Here is a 26183-nt window from a genome sequence, read left to right on the forward strand (position 1 = left end):
ATCGTTCCTTCTCTTACTTGTCAGGTTATCAGATAAGTTGTTTTTTGAAAAGAGCCTTCTCCATAACAAGCGAAACTTTTTACCGTGGAAAAGCGTCGAATGAGGTAACGATGAAGGAGAATTGAGGTACTCTGACGTTATATTTCCAAGAAAGGAGCGGATTTCCGATGGGCAATCGTTTGAATAAAATTCTTGGGACGGTCTTCCTGCTCGCCAGCGGCGCCTATTACACCGCCGAGAGGATCGGGGCCAAGATTGCCGCAGCGATTCCTGCAGCCGGAGCGGCTGCGCGAGGATCTTATGATGCGACGCCGTCCAACCCGACATTTTTTGAAAACTTCTTCGTATGGTTTTTTATGCTGGTCGGCTTCGTGCTGCTTACCTTCGGCTTTCCGAAAGACAAGGACGGATAGGCCGCTCCGCTCGGCAACGGCCGTCCCTCCCCTGTCCTACTTTTTCAAATAACGGATCAGCACCTGCTCGACGTGAAACAAATGCCGCCGCATCTCGTCCTGCGCGGCCCCCGAATCCTGCCGCTTGATCGCCTCGTACACGGCCTGATGCTCCTGCAGCAGCTGCCGGGACACCGTGCGGTTCGCATACATTTGCAGCCGGCGCGTTTCGCGAATCGCGGTCTGCATTTGCGTTGAGATCGATTCGATCATCCGCGCCATGATCGAATTGTGCGTCGCTTGCGCAAGTACCAGATGAAACTCGATATCCGCCCGCTCGCCTTCCTCTTCGTCGCCCAGATGCTCCTCCATCCGCTTGAGCACCGCCTCGAAGCGCCGCAGGTCGTCCTCCGTCCGCTTCTCTGCCGCCAGCGCCGCATTGGAAACCTCCAGCGCTTGGCGCGCCTCGATCAGCTCCATCACCGTATCCCGGCTCATCAGCAGCGAATTGAATTCGGGCAAATCCACGTCCTGCGACTCGATGCTGCGTACATAGCTGCCTTCCCCTTGATGGCTTTCCACCAGGCCCATCGCTTTGAGCGCGCTGAGCGCCTCGCGGATCGTAGAGCGTCCCACTTGGTAGCTCTCCGACAGCTCCTTCGTGGAAGGGAGCTTATCGCCCGGCTTCAGCGCACCGCCGACGATCTGCTCTTTGATTTGCTCGGCGATGGCTTCGGAAATTTTGCGCGGCGTAATTTTTTGAATATCCACCTTCCCGTCCCCCCGTTCGTCTTGACACGTCAGTTCCATTATACCCGCTTTGGCAAGGAGCACAACCGGACACACCCGCCCCTTGAACTCGGCGGCAGCCCGTCCGGGAAGAACGGGAACGGCGCGCGCTCCGGCTCATGAACCGTTGTTTTGACGGGCCGTCTGCTCGTCCAGCCAATGGAGAACGTCCTGCATCACCGCATCGCGGTTGATCTCGTTCAGCATCTCGTGCCGGCCTTGCGGGTACAGCTTGTACGTCACATGCCGCAGACCCAGCTCCCGATACAGGCCAGCCAATTCGACAACGCCTTTTCCTCTACGGCCGACCGGATCGAGCTCGCCGGAAAATAAATAGACCGGCATATCGACCGGAATCTGACGCATATTCCGCTCATCGTGAATCTCTTGCAGCCCGCGGAAAAAATCGATCCAGAAGCCCGCCGTCATCGCAAAGCCGCAATCTGGATCAGCTGCAAACAGGTCAACCTCCTGTTCGTCGCGGCTAAGCCAATCGAACGGCGTCCGATTTGGCCGAAACTGGCGGTTATAGCTGCCGAGCGTAAGTCTCATCAGCAGCTCGCTGCGATGCTGCTCCCCTTTGCGGGCCACCAGTCTTCGGGCCAGCGCGCTGCCGATTCCAAGCAGCTTTTGCGGTCCGTTCGTTCCGGACAAGACGATGCCGTCCACTTTCCCGGGAAATAAGTACATATATTTTTGAGTCAAAAATGACCCCATACTGTGGCCGAATACGTAAAAAGGAACATCCGAAAACCGTTCGCGAATCAAATCCGTCAGCTGCCCCATCGCTTCCGCCATGCGTTGAAAGCCGTTCTCGCCGATGACGCCGAACCGCTCCGGGCTGCCGGCCGTCCGGCCGTGCCCTCGATGGTCGTTGGCATACACCGCATAGCCTGCCCCCGTCAGCACCCCAGCGAATCGCTCGTAACGAGCGGCCGTTTCAGCCATCCCGTGCGCGATTTGTACCACGCCCCTCACCGGCACATCCTCTTCCGGCAGCCATTCATATACGAATATCGCTTCCCCGTCAGCGTCGGGAAATGTAAATTGTCTGTCTCTCATCGGACTCCTCCGTTCTCCCGAATATCCTACCGTCCTATTATAGGACGAATTCCTCCCTCGGGGAAAGATGTCTCCGTCCATAAAAAAACGCCCGATTTGCTCAGGCGCTTTACCTCAAGTGATTTCGGTCAAAACATCCGTGCAACCGCGTCCCGGCCCTTCATTCCCGGCACCACGCCGAGCGACTCGGCTCCGTAGGTGACCGACTCCAGCGGCGCTTCCAAAAGCTCCTCGATCGTCCGCACGCCCGTCGCCCGGGCGGCGATAATGCCCCGTTCCCTCAGTCGTTCATTCAGCAGTCCCACATCAAGCGCTCCGCACATAATGTACCCTTTGTCAGTCGTCACGGCAAGCAGATTCGTCTTTGGCAGTTTCACCTCGATCGCCAGTGCCGTGTGCCCATCCAGCTCCACCGGTTCCATGCGCATCATTGACCCAAGCATCCCCTTTAACACCCGTATGCCTACACTATATGCCCTTGGGCTTTCATCCGTGCGAGATAAGGGATGAATATTTAAAGTATTGTATTGTGAGCACATTTAACGTGCTATATAATAAAGGTAAAACACAGAGAGCACAGGTGCCGGTAACATCTACGCTCTCTATGTTTGTCACAACAGCCACTTTTAAGGCGGTGGCTTCAAACAATAGGTAAGACGCGAAATAGACCATACCTTTGCGGGGGCGGTCTATTTCTTTTTGTTTTGGCTAATTGCACTGACGATGGTCACAACCAGTGCCAACATTGCAATAAGCAGCATGCCGAAACTGATCATGAGCGTCAAAGCGTCTTTAACCTCCACAGCATCCCCCCCCTTCCGAGAGGTTAGCCGACCGTCCATAAAGCCAATCCTATTGTGACTGACCCATTATACCACGATATTTCATAATCCAATTACTAACAAAAGTTGAAATATTTTAATAGAATTATAAGATTGATATGAACAAACTGTTAATTCTGACTTGAAATAAAATGCACGACGCCAATAACAATTAACAAAGAAAAATAAATGACTACCAACCATAAAATGATTTTGATGACTCTGGCTAAAAGCGACTCTTTCGTTGGAGAACTCATTTTGCGATCAACTCCAATCCCGGATAGTCCCTCAAATGATTTAACAATGCTCGATACGATGGGCTACAGACAATTTACCATACAATGACAAACCTATCCATAATTACTGAAGAACATAAAAAATTTGACATAGTCCTTTAGATGTAGTATCCTCGCATCATGTTTAGTTATTAGGACCTACCATTTTTATCCTGAATCTAGTTCCAATATACCGCGGCAGCAGCATACCAATTTCGTACCATACGTCGCTTTCGGCCTTCAAGTTATTTCCGTCGTATACGAACAGTCTTAGGATAATAATTCCAGTCTGTTTACTTCTATTTTCCTATAGAAAAAAATGATATAGTAAAGATTACGCAAGCATCAAATGAGGAGGAGCCGCCTGTGGAAGCCAACAAACCACAAAAACGAAAGTTTTTGTTCAATGTAGACATCATGATTGAGGAAGATACCAACGGGCGAGCCTTGGAGAAGCTGCTGCATCTGCTCAATTCGGGATTTGTAACCGATTATCAAATCAAGCAAGGGATGGAATTAGGCAAAACAATCGAGGCCTCGCTAAAAGAAGCCATTCTCAAAAAAATCGACACGTCAGCCGAGCTGACGAAAAGCCGGACGAACGCCACTTCTGCAGAAACCGCCCCGAAAACTCCAACCGCTGCGAACGCCAAGGAAGCCAAGGCTGCGGAGGAAAAACGGTCGGAAGCCGATCCGTTCAAGCAAATCTGGGAAGAAATGAGAGCCTTTCAACAAAGCAATGCGCTAGTACGTTTGTCCGTCGTGAAAGAGAAAGGGGTCAAGCTCAGCATGCCGTGCCGTATTCTGAATACGGACCCGCCCAGCGGAAACCTCACGGTCTATCATGTCGACGAGAAGAAAGTTTACCTGCTTAAAATTAACGAAATTGACGATTTTCAGGCCCGCTGAACCGGGCCTTTTTTAATTTAACGGGGGACTCTCCTCGCCGGCCGCAGCCTGCGCAGAATAAAGCTTCATCAGACACTCCGCATCGGGAACGGCAAGGGGCGGGCTCAAATAAAAGCCTTGAATGAGATGGCATTGGTTGTCATGCAAAAAACGGAGCTGCTCTTCGGTTTCGACGCCTTCTGCGATCACTTCCATGTTCAAATGCCGGGTCATAGCGATGATCGAAGCGACGATCGCCGCATCGTTCGGATCGGTCATAATGTCGCGTACGAAGGAGCGGTCTATTTTTAATTTGTCGATCGGGAATTTTTTCAAGTAGGATAACGAGCTGTAGCCGGTGCCGAAATCGTCGATGCTGATTTTGACCCCGAGCTTCTTGAGCTCATGCAGCAAATCGCTGGCATAATCGACATCCATCGTGCAGCTCTCCGTAATTTCAAGCTCCAGCAGGCCGGGAGCGAGCCCCGTTTCCCGAAGCGTCCTGCCGATTCTGGCGCACAGCTGATGCTGCATGAACTGCCGGATCGACAAATTGACCGACACCGGCACGACCTCTAGCCCGGCGTCCTGCCACTGCTTGTTCTGCCGGCATGCTTCCTTCAACGCCCACTCGCCGATGGGCACGATCAGACCGCTGTCTTCCGCGAACGGAATGAACTCTCCCGGCGCAACCAGCCCGCGCTCCGGATGCTGCCACCGGACGAGCGCCTCGAACCCGACAATGCGACCGGTCGCAATATTGATCTGCGGCTGGTAGTGCAGCAGCAATTCGTTGTTGGCCAAAGCCCGGCGAAGCTCGCTTTCCAAAGTTAAGCGTTTCAATGATACGGATTTCATCTCGCTGTTGAACAGTTGATAGTTGTTTTTGCCCTTTTCCTTGGCTCGGGTCAATGCCATATCCGCGCATTTCATAAGCGAGTCCGCAGACTCGTCCTCCTGCGACAGCAGCGATATGCCGATGCTCGCCGTCAGGTGAACTAAATTTTGCCCCAGTACGAAGGGCTCCTCCAGCAAGTCGAAAATCGCCTTTGCGATCGTTCCCACCGGCTCCGCCTCTTGATCAGGCACTTGGAAGAAAAACGCAAACTCGTCTCCTTCCGTACGTGCGAGATAATCGTCCGGGCCGACGCAGCGGGAAAACCGTTCCGCTACCTGCAGCAGCAGCATATCTCCGTAATCGTGCCCGAAGCAATCGTTGACGATCTTGAACCGGTCGATATCGACGAAGAGGACGGCCAGCGTTCGTTCGTGCCAGGACACGGCCGCCATCGCGGCGTTCAAATGCTGCACGAACAGTCTGCGGTTCGGGAGCCCCGTCATATCGTCATAGTAGGCGAGATGCCGGATTTGCTCTTCCGTTCGCGTAGCGGACGTAATGTCCTGGCAGACGATCAGAACCCCTGTCGTGATCCCCTGCTCCTTCACCGGGACGACCGTCGTATCGAGATCGACGCGGTATCCGTCCTTATGCAGAAGCGACGTTTTGAACGAAAGCGGCGAGCCATGCAGTGCTTCGGCAAAAAAGCTGCTTGTCCTGCCGGACAACTCTTCTGGAAACAGGGTACGCAGGTGCTTCCCTCTCAGCTCTTCCTCCCGATATCCGAACATGTGTTCCGCTGTCGGATTCCATTGCAGAAAACATCCCCCCGGATCGATCAGCCCTACGGCGCCCGGATGGTGATGGAATAACGCGTTCAATCGGCTGTCCGCCCTGCGAAGCCGTTCCTCCGCCGTACGGCTTCGGGCGTCCGATTCGGACAGAGCCCGGGACAGCCGAACAATACGTTCCCACGAAAAAGCCACCAACAGGAAGACGGCGATGCCGAATCCCCATAGGAAAGCCCCTCCGACCCACCAGCAGACGAGAAATCCGACCGCCGTCCCTCCGCATGCGAACAGCATCGTTCTTTTTTCATCGCGCGGTAGTGCTCCATTTGCTGATTCGTCGGTCCTAGACATGCGGGTCTCCTTTCCCGGAAAGGTACGTTTGTCAGAGTATTCCATTTCCCTATCTTGTTCGTAGAAATTCTACGCACAACTGTCTTTTTCCTGCTAAATCGACAAAAAAAGCGAGTTATTCCAGAAAGGTAGGCATAAAAAAATTCGGCATGAAGACCTGCCGAATCTGGAGAAAGAGGCTTAGGACTTATTTTGCCCGAAGGGCCAGGACCAAGGATAGCCAACCGAACAAAAAGGCCACCCCGCCGATAGGCGTAATCGCGCCCAACTGCTTTATCCCCGTTATACTTAGAACATACAGGCTGCCCGAAAAAACGACGATCCCGACAAACATCGACCAGCCGGCCCGGCGTAAATGTCCGTTGGCCGGAAGCAGGGAGGCAGCAAGTCCAATGGCGATCAGCCCGAGCGAATGCATCATCTGGTACTGGACGCCGGTCTGGAAATTCGCCAGCATATCCGCTGTGAGCTTTGCTTTCAGCGCATGTGCGCCGAATGCTCCGAACGCCACCGACAGAAATGCGCAAATGCCGCCAAGAGCCACAAACGTTCTGTTCATCAACTTCACCTCCCTTTCCATGATATAGTATTTTTTCCCCACTGCCAAATGAACAAAATAAGTCCTGCCTTCTCGCCGAATTCGGCTTTGTCAGCAGGACTTCTCACGTTATGCGGATAATGGATGCGTTGGCATTACAGTTGGCCGATATCGTGCTGGCCGACGATCAATGTAACAGGCTCCAGAAAGACGCGGGTGATCGCAGGCTTCTTGAGCAAGTCAAACTCGATGTCGATGACCTTGAACCGCTCCTGCTTGCCTTCGCGCTTGTCGTACACCACTTCGAACTCTTTTAAGCCGAGCTGGTAGGAAACGACGGAGCAGCCGATCGATAAGGCCGGTGCCTCATGTTCTCCGTGGTCGAAAAGTACTTCAGCCATAATTTCTTCGTTCATGTCCACAATTTTGACTGTTTGGCAAATCGCATATTTCATTGCCATCCTCCTCCGGCAGGGGCGAAGCTGATCGTTGCCCTGTAGTGACGTGCCCCCGTTTCATATGACGAATTCGACGTTCTGCGTCCAAACTCCTGCTTTTTTCCAACCGGATGCGGGACAAAAGTTCGTTATTTTTTTGAACGAATCCCGCCACCGGCAGCGGATTACACCGTATGCGGTCCCGATTCGCGGGTGCTTCCCCGCATTTTCCGCTCTTGCCGGGCCCATTGGAACACGATAAAGAGCAGCACGAGCAGCTGCGGAACGAATGTTTCCCAAGTCGGGTAGACGCCGAGCCAATTCCAGGAGGGAAGATAGCCAGGCACGTGCGCAGGAATCTGTCCCGCGATTTGCAGGGCGTGAATGCTCTGGCCCAAAAATTTGAAGACCAGATAATAGATCAGTACCGTGGCTCCCAGAAAAAACGGGCGGATCGGCAGCAGAACGCTTCCCCGGACGATGACGAAGCCGAGCAGGAACAGCAGCACGGCGGCCGAACCGATGCCCAGCGCAAGCTGCGCCGGATCGATGGAAGGGGCCATGCCGATATTGAAGATGGCCGTCTCCGCGCCCTCCCGCAAAATCGAAAGCGCCGCAACCAGGAAGAGTGACCACAGGTTGCCGCTGGCCAACGCCACGCCGACCTGATTATTAATATACCGATTCCACGTATCGACATGGGATTTGCGGTGAAGCCATGCGCCCACGGTCAGCATCAGAAACACGGATACAAGGCCCATGACGCCCTCCAACAGCTCACGAGTGCTCCCGGAGGCCACATTGGCAATCGTCAAAGTGAGCACGACGGCCAAGCCGCCGCTGGCAAGCAGCCCTGCCGCTCCGCCGCTCCATACCCATCCTTGCTTGGAGGCGTTGCCGGTCCGGCGCAAAAAGGCGAGCAGCGCAGCCAGCACGAGCAGCGCTTCAAGTCCTTCGCGCAGCAGAATAATCGCGGCATCCCAAGCCGAATAGCTCGTTTGCGCCGTGAACGGCTGAAGCTCCGTCTGCATCTCCGAGACGATGCGGCCCGCTTCCTCCGGCTGCGGCGGATTGGATAGCAGCCGGCTGGCTGCCTCCGTCATTTCCCGCTCGATCCGGTCATACGTGTCCGGGCCTCTTGTGCGAACCTCTCCTTCCACGGAAGGCCAAATCTGTATAAAGGCCTGAAGCTGATCGGCCGCTTCCGCGTTGCGGCCCGCGCCGATGGCATCTGCGGCTTTTTGCAAAATCGCCAGTGCGTCGGATACCGATTGCTTGCCGGAAGCGGCGGCGTCCTCGTGAAGCTTGCCGCTGGCGTAATCCTCAATCAGCTGGATCAATTCGCGAACGCCCTTGTCGGCCGCTTCCGCCTTCGGGGGCTCCGCTTGCAGCGCGATCCGGATCATGCTTAGCTTCGTTTCGATCTGTCCGTACACGCCGGATGAATCCGACCGGATAGCCGTTTCGTTTTTGGACCACTGGCTGTCGAACTGCTTATAGCGGCTCCGGGCTTTGTCCCAGTCGCTATGTTGGATGTCCGTCTGCGTCTGCCGCAGGATGGGAAGCAGCGTGCCAGCCGCCTGTTTCCCGTCCGCTTTCGAGTCCTTTTTCGCTCCAGCCCCCGCAAAACGGCCGACCGCCTTCGTCAGCTTGGACACGGCCTCGTACGCCTCGTCGGGCTTGGAAGCGGCATCGTTCACCGCCTTCTTCGCTTCGGCTAAGGCTGACGCGACGCTATCGGCCGCTTCGCCGGAGGACGCGTTCTGCTTGCGCCATTCCGCCTCGAATTTCTCCAGCTCCGAGGCTGTTTCCTGCCACTTATGCTCGCCCGCGTGAACCAGCGCTCCGCCGACGAGCGGCATCAGCGAATCGGGTGCCGCCGCGTTGGCGAGCGTTCGGCCGCTCCAGCCGAACAGAAGCATGGCGGCAGCCAGCAGAAGAACGAAGAAGCGTTGTCTGCCATGGGAGCGTATTCCGCATGCATTTTCCATATTCATCCATCGAGTCACTCGAACAGTCCCTCCCCGATGTAGCCGCCTTGCCGCGCACCCGGAAAACAGGCAAACTGCGCGCTGCCGACATGCACGATGTATTCGTTCAGCTTGTCGCGCTTCGCAAGACGCTGCTGGATCGGGACAAACTGGGTTCTCGGGTCCCGTTGGTAACAGATGAACAACAGCCCGGCGTCGAGCTGCCCCGTTTGACGGTCGATGCCGCTGGAGTAAGAATAAGAGCGGCGTAAGATTTTTTCCGCCGGTTGCTCGCCATGCGCCAGACGAGAATGCGCGGTGAGCGGGATGAGCGGCTGGCCGGCTTCGTTCTTGGCATCCAGCGCCAGCGGGTCGAACTCGTTCTTCGCCCCCAAGGGCGCTCCACTGCTCCGGTATCTCCCGAACGTCGCCTCCTGATCGCTGAGCGTGGAACGATCCCACACCTCGATACGCATCCGGATTCGCCGGACGACCATGTAGCTGCCGCCGCTCATCCATGCCGGCTGCTCCGAAGGCTGCACCCAGACGATATCGTTCATGGCTTGCTTGTCATGGATATCCGGATTGCCCGTGCCGTCCTTGAAGCCCAGCAAGTTGCGCGGCGTCTCGCCAGCCGGACCGGAACCGCCCGTCCGTTGAAAGCCTTCCTGGGTCCAGCGCAGCACGGCGACGCCTCTAGCAAGACGCGTCAGGTTGCGCAGCGCATGGAAGGCGACCTGCAAATCGTCCGCACACACCTGTATGCCGATATCCCCGCCGCACCATTCGGGCCGCAGGCTGTCTCCGCCAAAGCGGGGCAGATCCGCAAGCGCCTCCGGCCGCTTCGCTCCCAACCCGAATCGCGCATCGAACATGGAGGGGCCGACGCCGAACGTAATCGTCGTCCGGCACGGATGCAGACCTGCCGCTTCGCCCGTATCTGCGGGCGGCATACTCTGCTGGTCCTCCTCGCCGCCAACCGGCTGCCCCGCCGTCATTTTCGCCGCGGCTTCCGTCCAACGGCGGAAAAGATCCTTGACTTCGGAAAGCTTCACGGTCGTCAGATCGAAGGCCGCAAAGCAAATAAAATCCTGCGCAGGCGTCACAATGCCCGCCTGGTGCGCATCGTAGAACGGGATAACCTGTTTAGGGTCTGCGTTTGATGCCGTGGAGGCAGCGGGCGCCGCCAGCTTGGTCGTTCCCGCCCACACACCGCCCACGCCGACCGATCCGAGCAGCAGTCCGACTCCTCCGGCTCCGGCCAGCTTGAGCAGGTCGCGGCGGCTGATGGACGAACGGTCCTGCACGTCGCGCGGCTTTTCGCCTTCCTGGCTTTTTTCCGTCACTTGTTTATTCGCCTCATCCATAAATTACGCCCCCAGCAGCTTGCCCATGCCCGACAGCGGCTCTGCCAGTGCGTCGATGGCTTGGCTCAGCTTCTTGGTCTGCTCTTGCGTCAGCTCCGTGTACGTCACGTATCCGCTGCCTTTCTTGAACGGCGCAAGCGATTGGTTCAATTCCGCGAAGCGCGTTTCGATCGTTTTCGCCAGGCTCGCGTCCTTTTTCTCCAGCTCCGGCTTCAAGAGCTCGAAGATTTTGTTCGCTCCCTCGACGTTTGCGGCGAAATCGTACAGGTCCGTATGGGAATAACGCTCCTCTTCCCCCGTCACCTTCGTAGCCGACACTTCGTTCAGCAGCTCCACGGCGCCGGTGACCAGCATATTGGCCTCGATTTCCACGGTCTCGACTTTCGCCCGCAGCAGCTTGCTGTCACTCAGCAAACGGTCGGCCGTTTCTTCCTGGCCCTTGGTCGATTGCTCGGCCCAGAGCGCCTTCTCGAGCCGGTGGAAGCCCCGCCATTCCTTCTCGTCCACGTCGCCTTCCCTCGCATCGATGTTCGGATCAAGGTCGCCGAGCGCTTCGGCAATCGGCTCGATCCGCTCATAGAACATCCGCGTCGGAGCGTACAGCTCCTGGCTTTTTTTCAAATCGCCGGACTTGACGGCTGCCGTGAATTCGCCAGTTGCTTTGACGAACGCATCGCACTGCTCAATGACAAACTTTCGGTACTGCTCCGTTGCATTTTTAAAATCTACCGCCGCAGCTGCCGGCTTCGCACCCGCATCGCTTGCAGACGGAGCAGAGGCCGGCTGGGCTTCTTTTTTGGAATTCCCACCGCATCCGGCAAGCAGCAGTGCAGAACAAAGCACGATGGAGGAAACGGCCGTGAACGTCTTCGACATAAATTCAATCTCCCTTTTACCTAATCATTATGGAACTATTCCCATTCCCATGATAATGATAATTATTCTCACGGATAAATTATCATAGAAGTCGATGTTTTTCAATGAAAAATTTTAGTAGTAAACATTTTGTCAACATTTGCAAAAAAGAGCCCCAATCTTCTAAAATTCTGAAGATTGAGACTCCGTTTCAACTTGCGATCTGTTCGCTTAACCGGCGTCGGCCGACGGATTGGCATGCATCTCGGCATACAGCCCCCGCAGCGCCAAAAGCTGCTCGTGCGTGCCCCGCTCGACGATCTCGCCTCCGCGCACGACGAGAATCAGATCGGCCTCCTGAATCGTGCTGAGCCGGTGGGCGATGACGAAGCTTGTCCGCCCTTGCATGAGCGCCTTCATCGCTTCCTGAATGTGCATCTCCGTGCGCGTATCGACGCTGCTGGTCGCTTCGTCCAATATGAGAATGGACGGATCGGAAAGAATCGCCCTGGCAATCGTAAGCAGCTGCCGCTGCCCGTGGCTGAGATTGCCGCCTTCCGCCGAGAGCGGCGTATCGTACCCTTGAGGCAGCTTGCGGATGAAGCCGTCCGCGTTCGCCAGCTTGGCCGCCGACCGAAGCTCCTCCTCCGTCGCATCCAGCCGCCCATACCGGATGTTGTCGCGAATCGTGCCGGAGAACAGGTGCGCGTCCTGCAGCACCATGCCGAGACGGCTTCTGAGGCTGCTTTTGTCCCACTCCCGGATATCTTTCCCGTCGATCCGAATTGTCCCTTCGGAAATCTCGTAAAAGCGGGTAAGCAGATTGATGATCGTCGTCTTGCCTGATCCGGTCGGACCGACCAAGGCGACCACTTGCCCCGGCTGAGCAGCGAACGATACTTCCCGGAGAACCGGCGTATCGCCGTAGCCAAACGTCACCCGGTCGAACTCGACTTCTCCGCGGATGGCTTCCTGCGGCTTCCGGCTGCCCTCATTGCCGAATTCCGTGTCGGTATCCAAAATTTCAAACACCCGTTCCACTCCGGCCACACCGGATTGAATCATATTGTACTGGTTCGCCAGCTCGTTGACCGGGCCGCTGAACTGCTTGGAGTAATTCAGGAAGCTGACGATGACTCCGATCGTCGTCCAGCCGTTGTACGCCATCCAGCCTCCGGCCACCGCCAGCAAAATGAAACTCGTATGGTTTAGCAGGTTCATGAACGGGCCCATCATGCCGGAAAAAATTTGCGCCCTCGTCCCCGCCTGCCGCAGCTTGGCGTTTATCTCTTGAAACTGCTGCGCTGCCAGCTCCTCGCGGTTGTAGATTTTGACGACCTTCTGCCCGGATATCGTCTCTTCGATGAAGCCGTTCAGCGCGCCGAGATGGCGCTGCTGTTCCTTGAATTGGCTTTTGGTGCGCTTGCCGATTTGCCGGGCGAACCCGGTCACGAGCGGAATGATCACAAGCGCGACCAGCGTCAGCCATCCGTTCAGCAGGAGCATCATCGTCAGCGAGCCGATCAGCGTAACGACGCTTGTGATGAGCTGAAGCAAGCTTTGGTTCAGCGTGTTCGAGACGTTGTCGATGTCGTTCGTCGTGCGGCTCATCAGCTCCCCGTGCGACGTTTTGTCGAAAAAGCGCACCGGAAGCTCCTGCATATGGGCAAACAGGTCGCGCCGCAGCTCCCACACCGTTCGTCCGGCGATGCCGGACATGACGTACGTCTGCAGCCACGAAACAACGCTGCCGCCGATGTAGAGGCCAGCAGAAGAACGCACAGCTGCAGCAGGCCGTTCGGTTCGCGAAGCGCAATATAGCGGTCGATCGCCGTCCCGATCAAATACGGTCCCGCGAGCGACAGCGCGAGCCCGAGCAGCACAAGCGCGATGACGCCGGCCAACGCGGCCCGCTGCCGTTTCAGATACCCCCACAGCCGCCGAATGGCAGCCCGGGTGTTTTTGGCCCTGACCTTGGGCACCGGTTCACCCCGGCGTCCGAATCCGAACGCTGCCGTCGGAAGATCCGCCGTTTTTTTTCCGTCAGGACGGGATGAGGGTTGAGCTTGAGGTGTCACGGACGCTCGCCTCCTTTCCGTGCTGGGAACGGTAAATATCGCGGTAAATCGCGCTGCTCTGCAGCAGCTCCCGATGCGTGCCCCGGGCGGCAATCACGCCGTCCTCCAGCACGAGGATCAGATCCGCCTCCGTCACCGATGCAATACGCTGGGCGATGACGATGCAGGTCGTTTCGCTCATCAAAGCCTCCAAAGACTCGCGGATACGGGCTTCCGTCACCAGATCGACGGCGCTCGTACTGTCGTCGAGAATAAGAATTTTGGGCCGGAGCAGCAGTGCCCGCGCGATGGATAGACGCTGCTTTTGGCCGCCCGACAGATTGACACCCCGCTGCCCCAGCTCCGTATCGTAGCCGTCCGGCATCCGTGCGATGAATTCATGAGCCTGCGCCGACCGGGCCGCCGCCTCGACTTCCTCCTGCGAAGCGTCCGGCCGCCCGTAGCGGATGTTGTCGCGAATCGTGCCGCTGAACAAGATCGCCTGCTGCAGCACGATGCCGACTTGACTGCGTAAATGTTTGGAATCGATGTCTCTTACATCGGTTCCGTCGATCAATACCCGACCCTCCGTCGCATCGAACAGCCTTGGGATTAGGCCGACCAAAGACGATTTGCCTGAGCCGGTGGCACCGAGAATGCCGACCGTCTGCCCCGGCTCGACGGCAAAGCTGACGTCTTTCAGCACAAAGTCGGTCTTCCCGGGATCGTACGAGAACGATACCCGGTCGAACCTCACATGCCCTCCCCCGATGGCGCCGGCGTTGGCCTGCTTGGCTTCCGCGATGCCCGGCTGCGTCTCCAGCACTTCGCAGATGCGGTCCGCAGACGCTTTGGCCCGGGAGAACGAAATTAGCAGCATGCCGACGGACAGCAGGGAAAATAGGAGCTGCGACATATAGCTAAGGTATGCGATCAGGTCACCCACCGGCATTGTCCCTTCCCACGTCTGCGCGCCTCCGTACCAGAGCACGGCCACGATGCCTGCGTTCAGCACCAGCATCATCAGCGGCATATTGGCGGCAACCGTCCGAGCCGCTTTCAGGGCGACTTCCAGGTGCTCCCGGTTCGCCTTCCCGTAGCGCTCGCGCTCAACGGCGGAGCGGACGAACGCTTTTACCACGCGAATGCCCTTGAGGTTCTCCTGAAGCACCGTGTTCAGCCCATCCAGCTTTTCCTGCACCCGGCCGAACAACGGAACCGACAGCCGGATCAGCGTATATAAAATGATCATCAGGAGCGGCACCACCGCAAGCAGCATCAGCGAGAGGCGAGGACTGAGCGCGATCATCATTGCGATGCTGCCGACCGCCAGCGCCGCGCTGCGAACCATGGCGCGCAGTAGGATCTGGATCTGGTTCTGCACCTGCATAACATCCCCCGTCAGCCGGGTTACAAGCGATCCCGTCGTCAACCGATCCAAGTTGTCGAACGAAAAGGTCTGTACTTTTTGAAACAGGCTGAGACGCAAATCCGCCCCAAAGCCGAGCGCCGCACGGCTGGAAAAAACCGTGCAGCCCATACCACCGAGCAGTCCGACAAGCGCAGCGCCGATCATCAGCAGGCCCGTATGCCAAATGTGCCCCAGGTAGCTGCGCACGACGCCTTCGTTGATGACGCTAGCCATCAGCCTCGGCTGCAGCAGATCCATGCACACCTCCAGCACCATAAACAGGGGGGCAAGCAGCGCAGCCCATAGGTATGGCTTCAAGTAGGTTCTAAGCTTCCACACATTCATTATCCTCCGTTTGTTTGTCGGCTAACTATTCGTCCTTGAAATTCTGTTGAAACGTCTCCAAATTATCGCGAACCTGCAGCAGCAGCCGGCGGAACAGCATCTTTTCCTCCGGGCTGAAATGCTCGAAGCATTCCGCCTCCAATACCTGCAGCGCTTCCTGAACGCCGGCGGCGGCTTGCCGTCCTTTCCCGGTCAAGTAGACGCGGGACACGCGCTGATCGGCCGGGTCCGGCTTCCGTTCAAGGAGCCCCGTCTTCTCCATTCGGTTGATCATCACGGTTAACGTAGGCGGCTTGATGAGCATGCTGTCCGCCAGCTCCTTCTGGCTCTGGCCGTCCCGCTCCGACAACCGCATAAGCAGCGGAGGCTGTCCGGGAAAGACGTCGTATTTCTGAATCATCAGATCGACGCTGTGCCGATGAAGCTTGAGCACATGCCGCATTAGGCGGGTCAGCGAATCGTCATGCGACATTGGGAAGTCCTCCTTTTAGTTTGTCGGCTAAATAAATTTAGGTTAGGGGATTTTGGAGCGGCTGTCAATGGGGCTTAGAAACTTTCAGGAACACAAACAGCCCCGCTTCCGGAGAAGCGGAGCTGATTTGCTTTTAAAAAGGATAGCTAGTACGCTTTCAAGTCCGTACCGGCCAGAATTTAAGCAAACTCGTGCGGAATTTTGCGGGCCACGCCGGTTTCCACTGCGGCTTGGGTTACTTTTTTTCTAACCGCTTCCACGACCCGGCTGTTAAAGACGCTCGGAATGATATACTGCTCGTTCAATTCGTCGTCCTCCACGGTGGAGGCGATCGCGTAAGCGGCGGCAAGCTTCATTTCCTCGTTAATCGTCGTCGCCTGGCAATCGAGCGCCCCTCTGAAAATGCCGGGGAAGCACAGCACGTTGTTTAACTGGTTCGGGTAATCCGACCTTCCGGTTGCCATCACGCGAACGTACGGCTCCGCAATTTCCGGTAGAATTTCCGGCGTCGGATTGGCCATGGCAAAGACGATCGGGTCTTTGGACATTTTTTTCAAATCCTCGACGCCGATCACGCCCGGACCGGACAAGCCGATAAATACATCCGCATCCTGCATCGCATCCGATAAGGTACCCGCAATGTTGTCCGGGTTCGTATGCTCGGCATACCACTGAAACATGGGATTACTGTACGCTTCACCCCGGCGAATAATCCCGACGGACCGCGAAGCGCCGATGATATGCGTCACTCCGGCTGCCATCAGCATCTTGGTGCAAGCTACTCCGGCGGCGCCGACCCCGCTGAAGACGACTTTAATATCCGTCAGCTTTTTGCCGACCAATTTCAATGCGTTAATCAGTCCCGCCAGCATGACGACGGCCGTCCCATGCTGATCGTCATGAAATACAGGAATATCCAGTTCCTGCTTCAACCGCTCCTCGATTTCAAAGCAGCGCGGAGAGGAAATGTCCTCCAAATTAATTCCGCCAAACGCCGGTGCAATGGCTTTCACGATTCGGATAATTTCTTCCGTATCCTTCGTATCCAAACAAATCGGAAACGAATCGATGCCCGCCATTTCCTTGAACAGCATCGCTTTTCCTTCCATCACCGGCATGGCTGCGATCGGACCGATATCTCCGAGCCCGAGGACAGCCGTCCCGTCGCTGACGACCGCGACCGTATTTCTTTTGATCGTAAGCGAATATGCCTTGGAAGGGTCTTCGTGCAGCGCCATACAGACGCGGGCTACACCGGGGGTGTATACATGGGAGAGATCGTCCCGATTTTTGATCGGCACTTTCGAATGGACCTCAAGCTTGCCGCCCAGGTGCATCAAGAAGGTGCGGTCGGAAAAGTTAATGATTTTAATTCCCGGTACTTTGGTCACATTTTTAATCAAGGTAGCTTCATTTTCCGCATTGGACACGTTTACCGTAATATCGCGGATCGTCGTATTTTTACTCCGGTTCACGTTATCGACGGCGACAATTTCGCCCCCGGTTTCGTGAATCGCATTCGCGATATGAATGAATGGAACGTTCGGTTCCGTCTCCATTCGCAAAATAATCGTATAGCTCCCGCTCGTTTGAACTCCCATGACAAATTCTCCTCCCTGATATCCCCTGCAAGTGGATCGACGATTTTTAATGTTGTATCACATATGAGAGAAAAAGCTTTCATTAATGTGTAATATTAATATATATGATACAACCTTATTCGTAAAGAGTATGATTGTCAAATCATAGCGGGTAGCGGGATGAAATCCCGATCACTCGTACCATCTTCCCATCACAATGGTGTTATAATAGTTGCCGTCGGAAAGAATTTTGTCGTTTTTCAATAAGCCTTCGACTTCAAACCCAAGCTTTTTATACAGCTCAACAGCCTTGTCGTTGGTTTCCAGGACATTCAAGGTCATTTTTTTAATGCCGTTCGCGTCAGCCCAAGAAATCGATTCTTTTAAAAGATTTTTCCCGATGCCATATCCCCAAAACTCTTGCAAAACACATACTCCGAATTCGACTTTATGAGAGAATCGTTTCAAGTACACTCCTTCGCATCTTGAAAACCCGACGATCCGATCCTGAACGGCGGCGACTAAAAATAAGTTCCTCGGTTTCTCAGTATCCGTTTTAATGATCTGCTCGAAGCCTGCCGGATCGATGTACGCCTCCCCTCTCTCTCGGTCCATATTTTCGGTTTCTCCGTCAATTTGCAGTCTTACTTCGGACAATTGTCCGGCGTCTTTGTCGATTGCGGATCTGATCGTATAATTTAATCCGTTGATGTAAAACTCTTGTGGGTTCGCTAGCATGATAGGCTCCATTCTTTAAGTTTGTTCATGAGGACGCTGCAAAAGAAGAAAGCCCCGATATCGAAAAATCCATATCGAGGCACATGCATGCAAGTAAAATATTCAGTTAACCTATTCTATCATAATTTCCAAAAATCCAAAACATCATAAAATCGATTACGTTTCGATAGACAATACGAAAATGACAATCGTCACCAAGATCGGATTACTTCTTTCACTGTTTGACAACTCCCCGATGAGAGATACTTAACTTACAAATTGATCGAAGGAGTGTTATCACCATGAACGCAACCGTATCTCTCGGAATTTCCGTATTAATCTTTCTTCTCATTATTCGCGGGCAATTCCGCGGCATGAGCACCCCCATCAAGAAGCCGGGGATTTCCTTATTGCTGCCGATTTTATACATCTCGACCTCGTTATTTCAATTAATGGACCCGAACCTGCATCTGCAGTCAAGCCAAGTTCTCATCGCGCTGCTCATCGGTTTGGTTATTTCCGTTCCGCTTATTATGACAACGAATTTTGAAGTCCGGGAGAACGGGGCGGCGTTTATTAAGCGCAATAAAATTGTGTTTGTCATCTTGATCGTCGTCTTTGCGCTTCGGTTCGTGTTTGTTGGCACGGTTAAGGTTATCGATCCGAGCACGCTGGGCTTTTTGTGCAACTTGGTCACTTTCGGTTATGTGGCTTGCTGGAGAATCGTAAGCTTCGTCAAATTCCGCAATGTGCTCAAATTGGCTTAGCCGTCATCGGATCTTCTCCCGGTACTGTCCCGGGGTCACCCCCTTGATGGACTTGAACATTTTGGTAAAATACTGCACGTCCTCATATCCGACCCGGCGCGAGATTTCATAAATCTTCAGCGTCGGGTCACTCATGAGTTCCGCCGCTTTATTGACCCTGAACTCCATCAAATATTTCGTATACGAAACGCCGAGCTCCTCTTTAAAAATTTTGCTGAAATACGAGGCGTTCAAGTAAAAGCGTTCGGCCACCGCGTTCAGATTCAGCTCCTCCGGGTAATGAAGCTCCATATATTCCAACGCTTTCTCGATCACCTTGCGCCTTTTTTTGCTTTGCGAATGCTCCAGAAAGTCAATGATTTTCGTAATGGTATCGCCGAGCAGCCCATGAATTTCGTCCGGCGATTGCGACTGCTGCAGCAGCTCGAAAAAATGCAGGCTGAACTGCGAGAAGTCTTTCGCCGCCCCGTTACCCTCCACAGCGGTCCTGACGAGCGAATTAACGATATCGATATAAATAAACTTCAAGTCGATCGGGCGAATGCTCCGGTTTTCCCGCACAATCTGATCCAGACTCGCCAAGGCTGCGACCTTGTTCCCTACCCGGATATGGTTGATCAGCGCTTCCGTATCGTAAAGCCGGTATCCCCCCGATTTAAGCGGTCCGGTCGCGCTCCTCGCCTCCTTGCTCCGGCCCGTATCCAAATAGCCGTGGAGCAGCATCTGCTTCGCCTGCCGGTAGGATATGGGAATGTCGAGCAGATCGCCGACCGCTCCGCCTAAGCCGATGATGACGGTGCTGCCGACAATTTTATGAACGATTTTGCGGATATCTTCGAACATCGTCAGACAGGCGCGGGCTAGCTCGTCATCCTCCTCTTCGAATGAGGAAACGATGCACACCACCTCGTCCGCATGGGTGAAGACGGTCTCGTTCTCGCACACGTTCGGCAAAAAATCTTGCAGCAAATTGCGCAGCACGAACTGGGTAAAATTCGCATCCGGCTTATTTTTCGGCGGAAACGCTTCCGGCTCCGGCACCTGAAGCACTAAACAAGCATGGCGGAGCCCCTTGTTCTTCAACCCGAAATCGTTCAGCGCCTCGCGCAATTTTGGCTCGTCTGGCTTGTGGCCCATAATTAATTTCGAGAAAAGCATTTCCTTTAATAAAGGCAGCCGCTTGTTGACCTGATCGTCGGCTTTTTTCAGCAACGCTTCCTTTCGCCGGTCCGTCTCAATCTGCTCCAGGCAACGCGCGACCACGTCAAGCAGATCGTCGTCCTCCACCGGCTTCAGAATATAATCGGAAGCGCCTAAGGAAAGCGCCTTTTTGGCGTACTCAAAATCGCTGAAGCCGCTGATAATGACTACTTTCGCGGCAAGCCGCTGTTCCTTGAGCCGCTCGATCAATTCCAGCCCGTCCATACGGGGCATGCGGATATCGGTCAGAATGAGATCCGGCTGCACCTCTGCGGCGAGGGCCAACGCTTCTTCGCCGCAGGTCGCTTCATGCAGGAAGCCGATGCCCAATTTGCCCCAATCGATCGTATGCACGAGCCGCTCGCGAATCCATGCCTCGTCATCGACTACGATCATACGGTACATCCGAATCTCCCCTCTCCATCGTAATGACAGGCAGCTTGACGGTTACACGGGTGCCTTGCCCGTATACGCTTTCCAGCGTAACGCCGTAGGCCATTCCGTATTTTAAGCGAATTTGCCGGTTCAGGTTGCGCAGCGCGAAGCTGGACGATTCCCCCGGACCGTTCCCGCTAAGCATGCTTTGCAGCTTGTCCAGAGCGGCAGGCTCGATACCGATGCCGTCGTCCTCCACATACAGGAACAAGGCATGCGATTGCGTTACGGCGGAGATCGTCAGTTGACCTCCTCCCTTGCGCCGTTCGAGCCCGTGGTAAACGGTATTTTCCACAATGGGCTGCAGCAGCAGCTTTGGCACCTGGCAGGCGTACAGCTCCTCGGGAATATCCAGTTCAAAGGTAATAGCGCCCTTATACCGGATATTGAGGATCGTCAAGTAGTTGATCACGAGCTGCACGGCTTCCTTCAACGCCACGACCTCTTTGCCCGAGCTCAGGCTGATTCTGAAAAATTTGGACAGCGCGGCAACCATCTGCGAGATCTCGTCCACCTTTTTGATCCTGGCGATACTGTAGATCGAATCGAGCGTGTTGTATAAAAAATGCGGGTTGATCTGTGCCTGCAGCAGCTTGATTTCCGCTTCCTGATTCAAAATTTTTTCGTTCTCCAAATCCCGGATCAAGACGTTCAGCTCGTCCACCATATCGTTGAACCCTTGATACACCCGCTTGTATTCGTCCCCGCGGTTATCCTTGATCTTGAAATCAAGTCTGCGGTTCTCGATTTTTTGCATCGCCAAGACCAATTTCTCTAGAGGCTTGTAAAAGAAACGGGACAGCAGCAGCGTAATGCCGAAGATCAAAATTCCGGTCACCGAGATGACGATCAGCATAAATTTTTGCATTTCATTGACTTTCCCCAAAATCTCCGAAGCCGGAATCACGACCACATAGCTCCAATTCGTGTAGTCCGAAACGGAATAAACGGCAAACTTCTCCTCGCCCTGCACGGTGATAAAGAAGCTGCCGCTCTTGCTTTTCATGTTTTGGATCGTGTCGTTCATTTTGGTATAATCCGAGGTCCTGCTGCCGACGAGCCGGTTGTCCGGACACGCCACAACCGTGGAGCTTTGGTCAAGCACCACGAACTCGCCGGGGATGCCGCGCTGAATTTTTTTATAATAATCGCTAATAAAGCTCTCGTTGACATTCGCCGCCAATACCGCGATATCGTGGCCGTCCTCGTCGCTCAACGCCGTCGTGAACGAGATCTGCTTCGCGGTTTCGAGCCGCGTTTCGATGCCGTTCAACGAATCGTAATTGACCGGAGCGGATACGAACCAACGGTCCTTCCATTGCCCGCTCTTCGCTTGCTGCACAAAATCGACATGGTCCACGTTGACGTCCTCGTAATAGGTCGACTTGGAGTCCATGATCGTGTTTTGCTTCACCAAATACAAGTAGAACGAGTCGATGCCCTCCAATATATTCATCACTTTAATCCGTGTAATGAAAAAGCTCAGCAGATCCATGATGCCATTGTATTTTTCGTGTTTCTCTTCCGGCTTCAGCGGTTCTCCGCGCTTGGCGATGGCGATCAGCCGGTTTTCGGTCAGCAGCATCTTGCTCATGCCCGCCACGTTTTCCAGCGCGGAATCGATATTGGTCACGGCAAATTCGATGCTGCTGATGACGACCTTGGAGGTCTGATCCGTGATGGCCTGCTCCGACCATTTGAACAGAATCGTGCTGACCAGAATCATGGGAATGAGAATGACGATAAACATGATCACGAACATTTTCAAGCGAAAGCTCATATTTCGAAGGGCCATGGTGTCTTCGTCCTTTATTCATCGTTCGTATCCACATTATACCGTGGTCATCCCGTTTGCGCTTACCCCTTTTTCTTCATGTATTGAATCGAGGCAATAAGTACGGCGACCAAAATCAGCAGCCCGCGCACGATATACTGCACATATTCGTTCACGTTGAGCAGCGTCATGGCGTTGATCAGCACCCCGAGGAAAATGAGCCCGATAAACGTTCCCCGCACTTTCCCGATCCCGCCCATCAAGCTGGTACCGCCGATAATGACGGAGGAAATCGCCATCATTTCCCAACCTTTCCCGAAGGAAAAAGACCCGGACATGACTTGGGAGGAGACGAGGACGCCGCTGAGCGCCGAACATAGCTGCACCACGACCATGCAAATGATTTTCACCCGCAACACATGAATCCCCGACAGCCTTGCCGATTCCGGATTACCGCCTACGGCGTAGACCGAGCGTCCGAATTTCGTATAGTTCATCACGGTATACACGACGGCGAAGACGAGCAGCAGCAGGATGGCCGGAATCGGAACGGACAAAAATTCGCCCGAGCCCAGCTCGTTGTACCACGATGGCAGCGTCGTCACGGGGAAGCCTTTGGAGACGACCGCCGCCAGCCCGTAAATGACGTTCAACATCGCAAGCGTGACGATAAAGGAAGGCATTTTATACCTGGTCATAATCCATCCGTTGAACAGCCCGATCAGCCCCGCTACGACAAAAGACAGCACGATGCCGACAACGACCGCCTGCTCCATCGGCATCATTCCCGAGCTGCTGAGCCACCCCGTCGTAAGACCGATGATGACCCCCGTCAAGGCGACGGTCGAACCGATGGACAAGTCGATCTCCCCGGCTATAATGACCATCGTCATTCCAAAAGCGATACAGCCCTGCAGCGCGATGTTGCGCAAAATGTTCAGTAGGTTCTCCGACGTCAGAAAACCGGGGGATGCGAAGGCCATGGCAATCACGATCACAAGCAAAATAAGTTCCAGCACATATTTGTTCAAGCTTTTACGGATGTCGATACGGGAACCTTTGTTTAATTCCAGCGTTGTCGATTTCATGCGGTTTCTCCTCCCATACTTAACGCGTACAGCTCGTCGATCTTCAATTCCTCGGGGACGTATTCCCCTTCGATGCGCCCGTCCCGCAGAATCAAAATCCGATGGCACACCTCAAGCAGCTCCTCCAGCTCGGACGACACCATAATGCTCGATATGCCCTTGCGCGACTGCTGCCAGATGACCTGAAAAATTTGCTGCTTGGCGTTCACGTCGATCCCGCGCGTCGGCTCGTCGAAAAACATGATCTTCGGGTCCGTATTCAGCCAGTTGCCGACCACGACCTTCTGCTGGTTGCCGCCGGACAACGAAGACACCGGATGCTCGACGTCGGCCGCTTTGATCTGCAGCTCTTCCATCTGACGGCGCACGAATTCGGCCTCCGTTTTCTTGCGGATCATCGGGCCCTTCGCGATCCGGTCAAGGCTCGCCACACATAGATTGTCGCGGATCGAAGCGAGCTGAATCAGCCCCTCGTGCTTTCGATCCTCCGGCGTTAGGGCCAAGCCGGCTTTTTTCATCTTTGCGGGAGTCGGCGAATCGATCCGCTGCCCGCAGCAATAAATTTCGCCGCTGTCGAGTGGGTCGGCGCCGAAGATCGATTTTAGCAGCTCGGTGCGCCCGGAGCCCAGCATGCCGGCGATGCCGAGAATTTCTCCTTTTTTCAGCTGGAAGGAGATATCGCGGAATTTGTTTTTTCGCGTCAGCCCTCGGACCTCCAGCACCACCTCGTCGGTCACGCGCAGGTCATCCGGACGCGTCCGGATCTCCACATCGCCGAACATCATATGAATCAGCTCTTTCCGGGTGAGACCGGCCATCGGAGCCGTGCCGATAAAATGCCCTTCGCGCAGAACGGTGCACGTATCCGCAATCTCCCACAGCTCATGGAGCCGGTGCGAGACGTAAATGATGATGACGTCTTTTTTCTTCAGCTCGCGGATCATGTTAAACAACGAATCAATCTCGTTTTTGGCCAAGGCCGAGGTCGGCTCGTCCAGTTGAAGCACCTTTGGCTTGAACGTCAGCGCCTTCACAATCTCGATCATTTGCGCCTGACCGACGCTCAAATTCGCCACCAGCTCGTCCGCAGCGATATCGATGTTGTATTCGTTCAGCAGCTCTCGGGTCATTGCGTAAGCTTTCTTCCAATCGATAAACGGACCTTTCATCGGCAGGCGGCCCAAGAAAATATTTTCCGCTACCGTCATGCCGGGGACGAGACTTAGCTCCTGGTATACGGTGGCGACGCCTTGGGCGAAGGCGTCACCGGGATCTTTAAAGCGCAGCGCGGTTCCGTCCAGCACGACTTCTCCTTGTGTCGGCTGGACGGCGCCGGAAAAAATTTTGAGCAAGGTCGACTTGCCAGACCCGTTCTTGCCGAGCAGCGCGTGCACCTTGCCGCTCTCAAACGACACCGTCACCTGATCCAAGGCGACCGTGCCGGGGTAATGCTTCGTAATGCTGCGGGTTTCCAATACGCTCATATGCTTTCCCTCGCAATCTCCTTTGGGGCTTCTATAGGCCTTCGGGGCCGCCACAGCAGCCCCTCCGTCTTCCGATGCGGTGAATAGTCATATCACTTGCTCTTGCTCATTTTGGCATTCAAATCCGCTTCGAACTTAGCGAGGCCTTCGGGATTGGATCGGCTCAGCAAAATCCCGTCGACGCTCGTCGTCTTCCCTTTGTTCGCGCTTACATCTTCGCCCTTCAAGCCCTTGATCAGCAGCTCCATCGCTTTATATCCCATGCTGTACGGATCTTGACCCGCAATCGCCTGCAAAATATTGTCTTTCTCCTTCAACATCGCGATCAACTGATAGCTCGCATCGGTGCCGAACACATACACCTTGCCCGATTTGCCCGCATTCTTCACCGCCATCGCCGCTCCGATCGTGCCGCCCTCGTTAGCCGCCCAGATGACGTTCACGTCCGGGTGAGCCGTCAAAATATCGCCGACGACGGAGACGGCCTTATCCTGCAGCCATGCGTCTTGATCGGCCACGACCTGCACATCGGGGTTTACTTTTTTCACTTCTTCCAAAAAGCCGTTGACCCGGTCGGTGCTTTGCTGCGGGAGCTGCGACTTGTATTGCAGCACGGCTATTTTCGCTTTGCCTCCCAGCTTTTCCTGGATGAAGCGGACCGCTTCTTTCCCGGTCACTTGGCCGATATTTTTATTGTCCGACGTATAGCCGCCGACGATGAACGGCGCGTTGGCCAAGGAAATGTTCGTGACGGAAACCTTCACGCCCTTGTCGTCGGCCCGTTTCAGCGCGGCCACCGAAGAATCCTGATTGAGCGGCGCGATGGCGATCCCGTCCAGCTTTTGCCCGATATACGTGTTGATCAGCTCGGTCTCTTTTCCCTGATCGTTCCCGGTATTTCCCGTGAAAATTTTGACGCCGGCCGCATTCGCCGCATCCTGATAGCCAAGCGACAGCAATTTCATGAACTGGTCTTCCTGAAAGACAACGCCGGCGACCACGAGATTCGCTTTTTTCTCTTCTTTTTGGGCCGCGGTTTTCTCTTCTTTTTTCCCGGAATCGCTCGCCGCCGGCGTCTGCCCGCAAGCCGCTAACGAGAGAGCCAACGTAAGCAATGCCATGGAAACCAAGCCTTTTTTCAATCTTTTCACATTCAGCACCCCTGACTTTAGTGTGGATTTGTTCCTGCGGAGATGCGTTCCGTAGGACCGAAACCGGCTTTTTCAAGGCCAACCGGCTTCTGTTTTTATTCTAAAATGGACGAAGAAAGCCAACAACAAGACTGTTTTTTTATTTGTTGTATTATTTTTGTTTCTTTGGCGATTCGCCCTTCGGCATGGTGACCAAATGCGCAGATGGGCGAAGGGAGGATTCTAGTGTAAGATAGCCCGTTTTCATTACTTATCCCTCCACCACGCGTACATTTTGTAAAATTTTGTGCGTTATCAAAATGATTTATCATAAAAAACCCCGGAAGAG

The 26183-nt window shown here is 54.6% G+C and carries 23 protein-coding genes and 1 pseudogene; 3 read left to right on the forward strand and 21 right to left on the reverse strand.

Annotated elements, in window-relative coordinates; translation table 11 throughout:
• Nucleotides 1-167: 167 nt before the first annotated feature.
• A complete protein-coding gene (locus PEL01S_RS19025; RefSeq protein WP_063181766.1) occupies nt 168-413 on the forward strand; it encodes a hypothetical protein in 246 nt (81 codons plus the stop codon).
• A gap of 36 nt (nt 414-449) precedes the next feature.
• Here PEL01S_RS19025 and PEL01S_RS19030 read toward each other — a convergent pair whose 3' ends face one another.
• From PEL01S_RS19030 to PEL01S_RS19045, 4 genes are all read right to left on the reverse strand, one after another.
• Nucleotides 450-1163, reverse strand: coding sequence for a FadR/GntR family transcriptional regulator (locus PEL01S_RS19030; RefSeq protein WP_127461419.1), 714 nt, complete (start codon nt 1161-1163; stop codon nt 450-452).
• A gap of 135 nt (nt 1164-1298) precedes the next feature.
• On the reverse strand, nt 1299-2243 hold the full coding sequence (locus tag PEL01S_RS19035) for an alpha/beta hydrolase (protein WP_063181764.1): 945 nt from the start codon (nt 2241-2243) through the stop codon (nt 1299-1301).
• A gap of 128 nt (nt 2244-2371) precedes the next feature.
• On the reverse strand, nt 2372-2674 hold the full coding sequence (locus PEL01S_RS19040; protein ID WP_010492280.1) for a YunC family protein: 303 nt from the start codon (nt 2672-2674) through the stop codon (nt 2372-2374).
• 258 nt (nt 2675-2932) lie between these two features.
• A complete protein-coding gene (locus PEL01S_RS19045; RefSeq protein ID WP_255320126.1) occupies nt 2933-3046 on the reverse strand; it encodes a putative holin-like toxin in 114 nt (37 codons plus the stop codon).
• A 659-nt stretch (nt 3047-3705) separates the two neighbouring features.
• Between PEL01S_RS19045 and PEL01S_RS19050 the strand changes: the two genes are divergently transcribed.
• Nucleotides 3706-4248 (forward strand): hypothetical protein, encoded by a 543-nt coding sequence (locus PEL01S_RS19050; protein WP_127461421.1) that lies wholly within the window; start codon nt 3706-3708, stop codon nt 4246-4248.
• A gap of 12 nt (nt 4249-4260) precedes the next feature.
• On the opposite strand, the gene PEL01S_RS19055 is transcribed toward PEL01S_RS19050, so the two are convergent.
• The 11 genes and pseudogenes from PEL01S_RS19055 to PEL01S_RS19105 form a co-directional block, all read right to left on the reverse strand.
• On the reverse strand, nt 4261-6207 hold the full coding sequence (locus tag PEL01S_RS19055) for a putative bifunctional diguanylate cyclase/phosphodiesterase (RefSeq protein WP_127461422.1): 1947 nt from the start codon (nt 6205-6207) through the stop codon (nt 4261-4263).
• 187 nt (nt 6208-6394) lie between these two features.
• The gene (locus PEL01S_RS19060) at nt 6395-6766 is read right to left on the reverse strand and encodes a DUF423 domain-containing protein (RefSeq protein WP_063181755.1); all 372 of its coding nucleotides are present in this window, start codon (nt 6764-6766) and stop codon (nt 6395-6397) included.
• A gap of 134 nt (nt 6767-6900) precedes the next feature.
• Entirely contained in the window at nt 6901-7200 is a 300-nt protein-coding gene (locus PEL01S_RS19065; protein ID WP_010492289.1) for a hypothetical protein, read from the reverse strand.
• Nucleotides 7201-7367: 167 nt separating this feature from the next.
• The gene (locus PEL01S_RS19070) at nt 7368-9191 is read right to left on the reverse strand and encodes an FTR1 family iron permease (protein WP_127461423.1); all 1824 of its coding nucleotides are present in this window, start codon (nt 9189-9191) and stop codon (nt 7368-7370) included.
• Complete coding sequence (gene efeB / locus PEL01S_RS19075) at nt 9188-10519, reverse strand: iron uptake transporter deferrochelatase/peroxidase subunit (protein WP_204343778.1); 1332 nt, start codon at nt 10517-10519, stop codon at nt 9188-9190. The genes PEL01S_RS19070 and efeB overlap by 4 nt, the downstream gene beginning before the upstream one ends.
• A 3-nt stretch (nt 10520-10522) precedes the next feature.
• Nucleotides 10523-11395, reverse strand: a complete 873-nt coding sequence (efeO, locus tag PEL01S_RS19080; RefSeq protein ID WP_127461424.1) for an iron uptake system protein EfeO — start codon at nt 11393-11395, stop codon at nt 10523-10525.
• 210 nt (nt 11396-11605) lie between these two features.
• Nucleotides 11606-13452: pseudogene (locus tag PEL01S_RS19085) on the reverse strand (ABC transporter ATP-binding protein).
• The gene (locus PEL01S_RS19090; protein WP_371860715.1) at nt 13418-15181 is read right to left on the reverse strand and encodes an ABC transporter ATP-binding protein; all 1764 of its coding nucleotides are present in this window, start codon (nt 15179-15181) and stop codon (nt 13418-13420) included. Before PEL01S_RS19090 ends, PEL01S_RS19085 begins: the two are co-directional and overlap by 35 nt.
• Nucleotides 15182-15212: 31 nt before the next feature.
• A complete protein-coding gene (locus PEL01S_RS19095) occupies nt 15213-15659 on the reverse strand; it encodes a MarR family winged helix-turn-helix transcriptional regulator (protein ID WP_127461426.1) in 447 nt (148 codons plus the stop codon).
• Between the two features lie 179 nt (nt 15660-15838).
• Nucleotides 15839-17218, reverse strand: coding sequence for an NAD-dependent malic enzyme (locus tag PEL01S_RS19100; protein WP_371860716.1), 1380 nt, complete (start codon nt 17216-17218; stop codon nt 15839-15841).
• Nucleotides 17219-17431: 213 nt separating this feature from the next.
• A complete protein-coding gene (locus PEL01S_RS19105; RefSeq protein ID WP_127461428.1) occupies nt 17432-17977 on the reverse strand; it encodes a GNAT family N-acetyltransferase in 546 nt (181 codons plus the stop codon).
• A gap of 281 nt (nt 17978-18258) precedes the next feature.
• Here PEL01S_RS19105 and PEL01S_RS19110 point away from each other — a divergent pair, with 281 nt between their 5' ends.
• Nucleotides 18259-18723 (forward strand): CcdC protein domain-containing protein, encoded by a 465-nt coding sequence (locus tag PEL01S_RS19110; RefSeq protein WP_127461429.1) that lies wholly within the window; start codon nt 18259-18261, stop codon nt 18721-18723.
• A gap of 3 nt (nt 18724-18726) precedes the next feature.
• On the opposite strand, the gene PEL01S_RS19115 is transcribed toward PEL01S_RS19110, so the two are convergent.
• From PEL01S_RS19115 to PEL01S_RS34935, 6 genes are all read right to left on the reverse strand, one after another.
• Nucleotides 18727-20328 (reverse strand): response regulator, encoded by a 1602-nt coding sequence (locus PEL01S_RS19115; protein ID WP_127461430.1) that lies wholly within the window; start codon nt 20326-20328, stop codon nt 18727-18729.
• The gene (locus tag PEL01S_RS19120) at nt 20303-22153 is read right to left on the reverse strand and encodes a cache domain-containing sensor histidine kinase (protein WP_127461431.1); all 1851 of its coding nucleotides are present in this window, start codon (nt 22151-22153) and stop codon (nt 20303-20305) included. The genes PEL01S_RS19115 and PEL01S_RS19120 overlap by 26 nt, the downstream gene beginning before the upstream one ends.
• 62 nt (nt 22154-22215) lie before the next feature.
• A complete protein-coding gene (locus tag PEL01S_RS19125; RefSeq protein ID WP_127461432.1) occupies nt 22216-23220 on the reverse strand; it encodes an ABC transporter permease in 1005 nt (334 codons plus the stop codon).
• A complete protein-coding gene (locus tag PEL01S_RS19130; RefSeq protein WP_127461433.1) occupies nt 23217-24704 on the reverse strand; it encodes a sugar ABC transporter ATP-binding protein in 1488 nt (495 codons plus the stop codon). Before PEL01S_RS19130 ends, PEL01S_RS19125 begins: the two co-directional genes overlap by 4 nt.
• 92 nt (nt 24705-24796) lie before the next feature.
• A complete protein-coding gene (locus tag PEL01S_RS19135; protein WP_127461434.1) occupies nt 24797-25855 on the reverse strand; it encodes a substrate-binding domain-containing protein in 1059 nt (352 codons plus the stop codon).
• A gap of 95 nt (nt 25856-25950) precedes the next feature.
• Nucleotides 25951-26183 (reverse strand): hypothetical protein (locus PEL01S_RS34935; protein WP_204343779.1); only part of this gene is annotated, 233 nt, incomplete at its 5' end.

The organism is Paenibacillus elgii NBRC 100335, from assembly GCF_004000865.1.
GTDB lineage: Bacteria > Bacillota > Bacilli > Paenibacillales > NBRC-103111 > Paenibacillus_G > Paenibacillus_G elgii.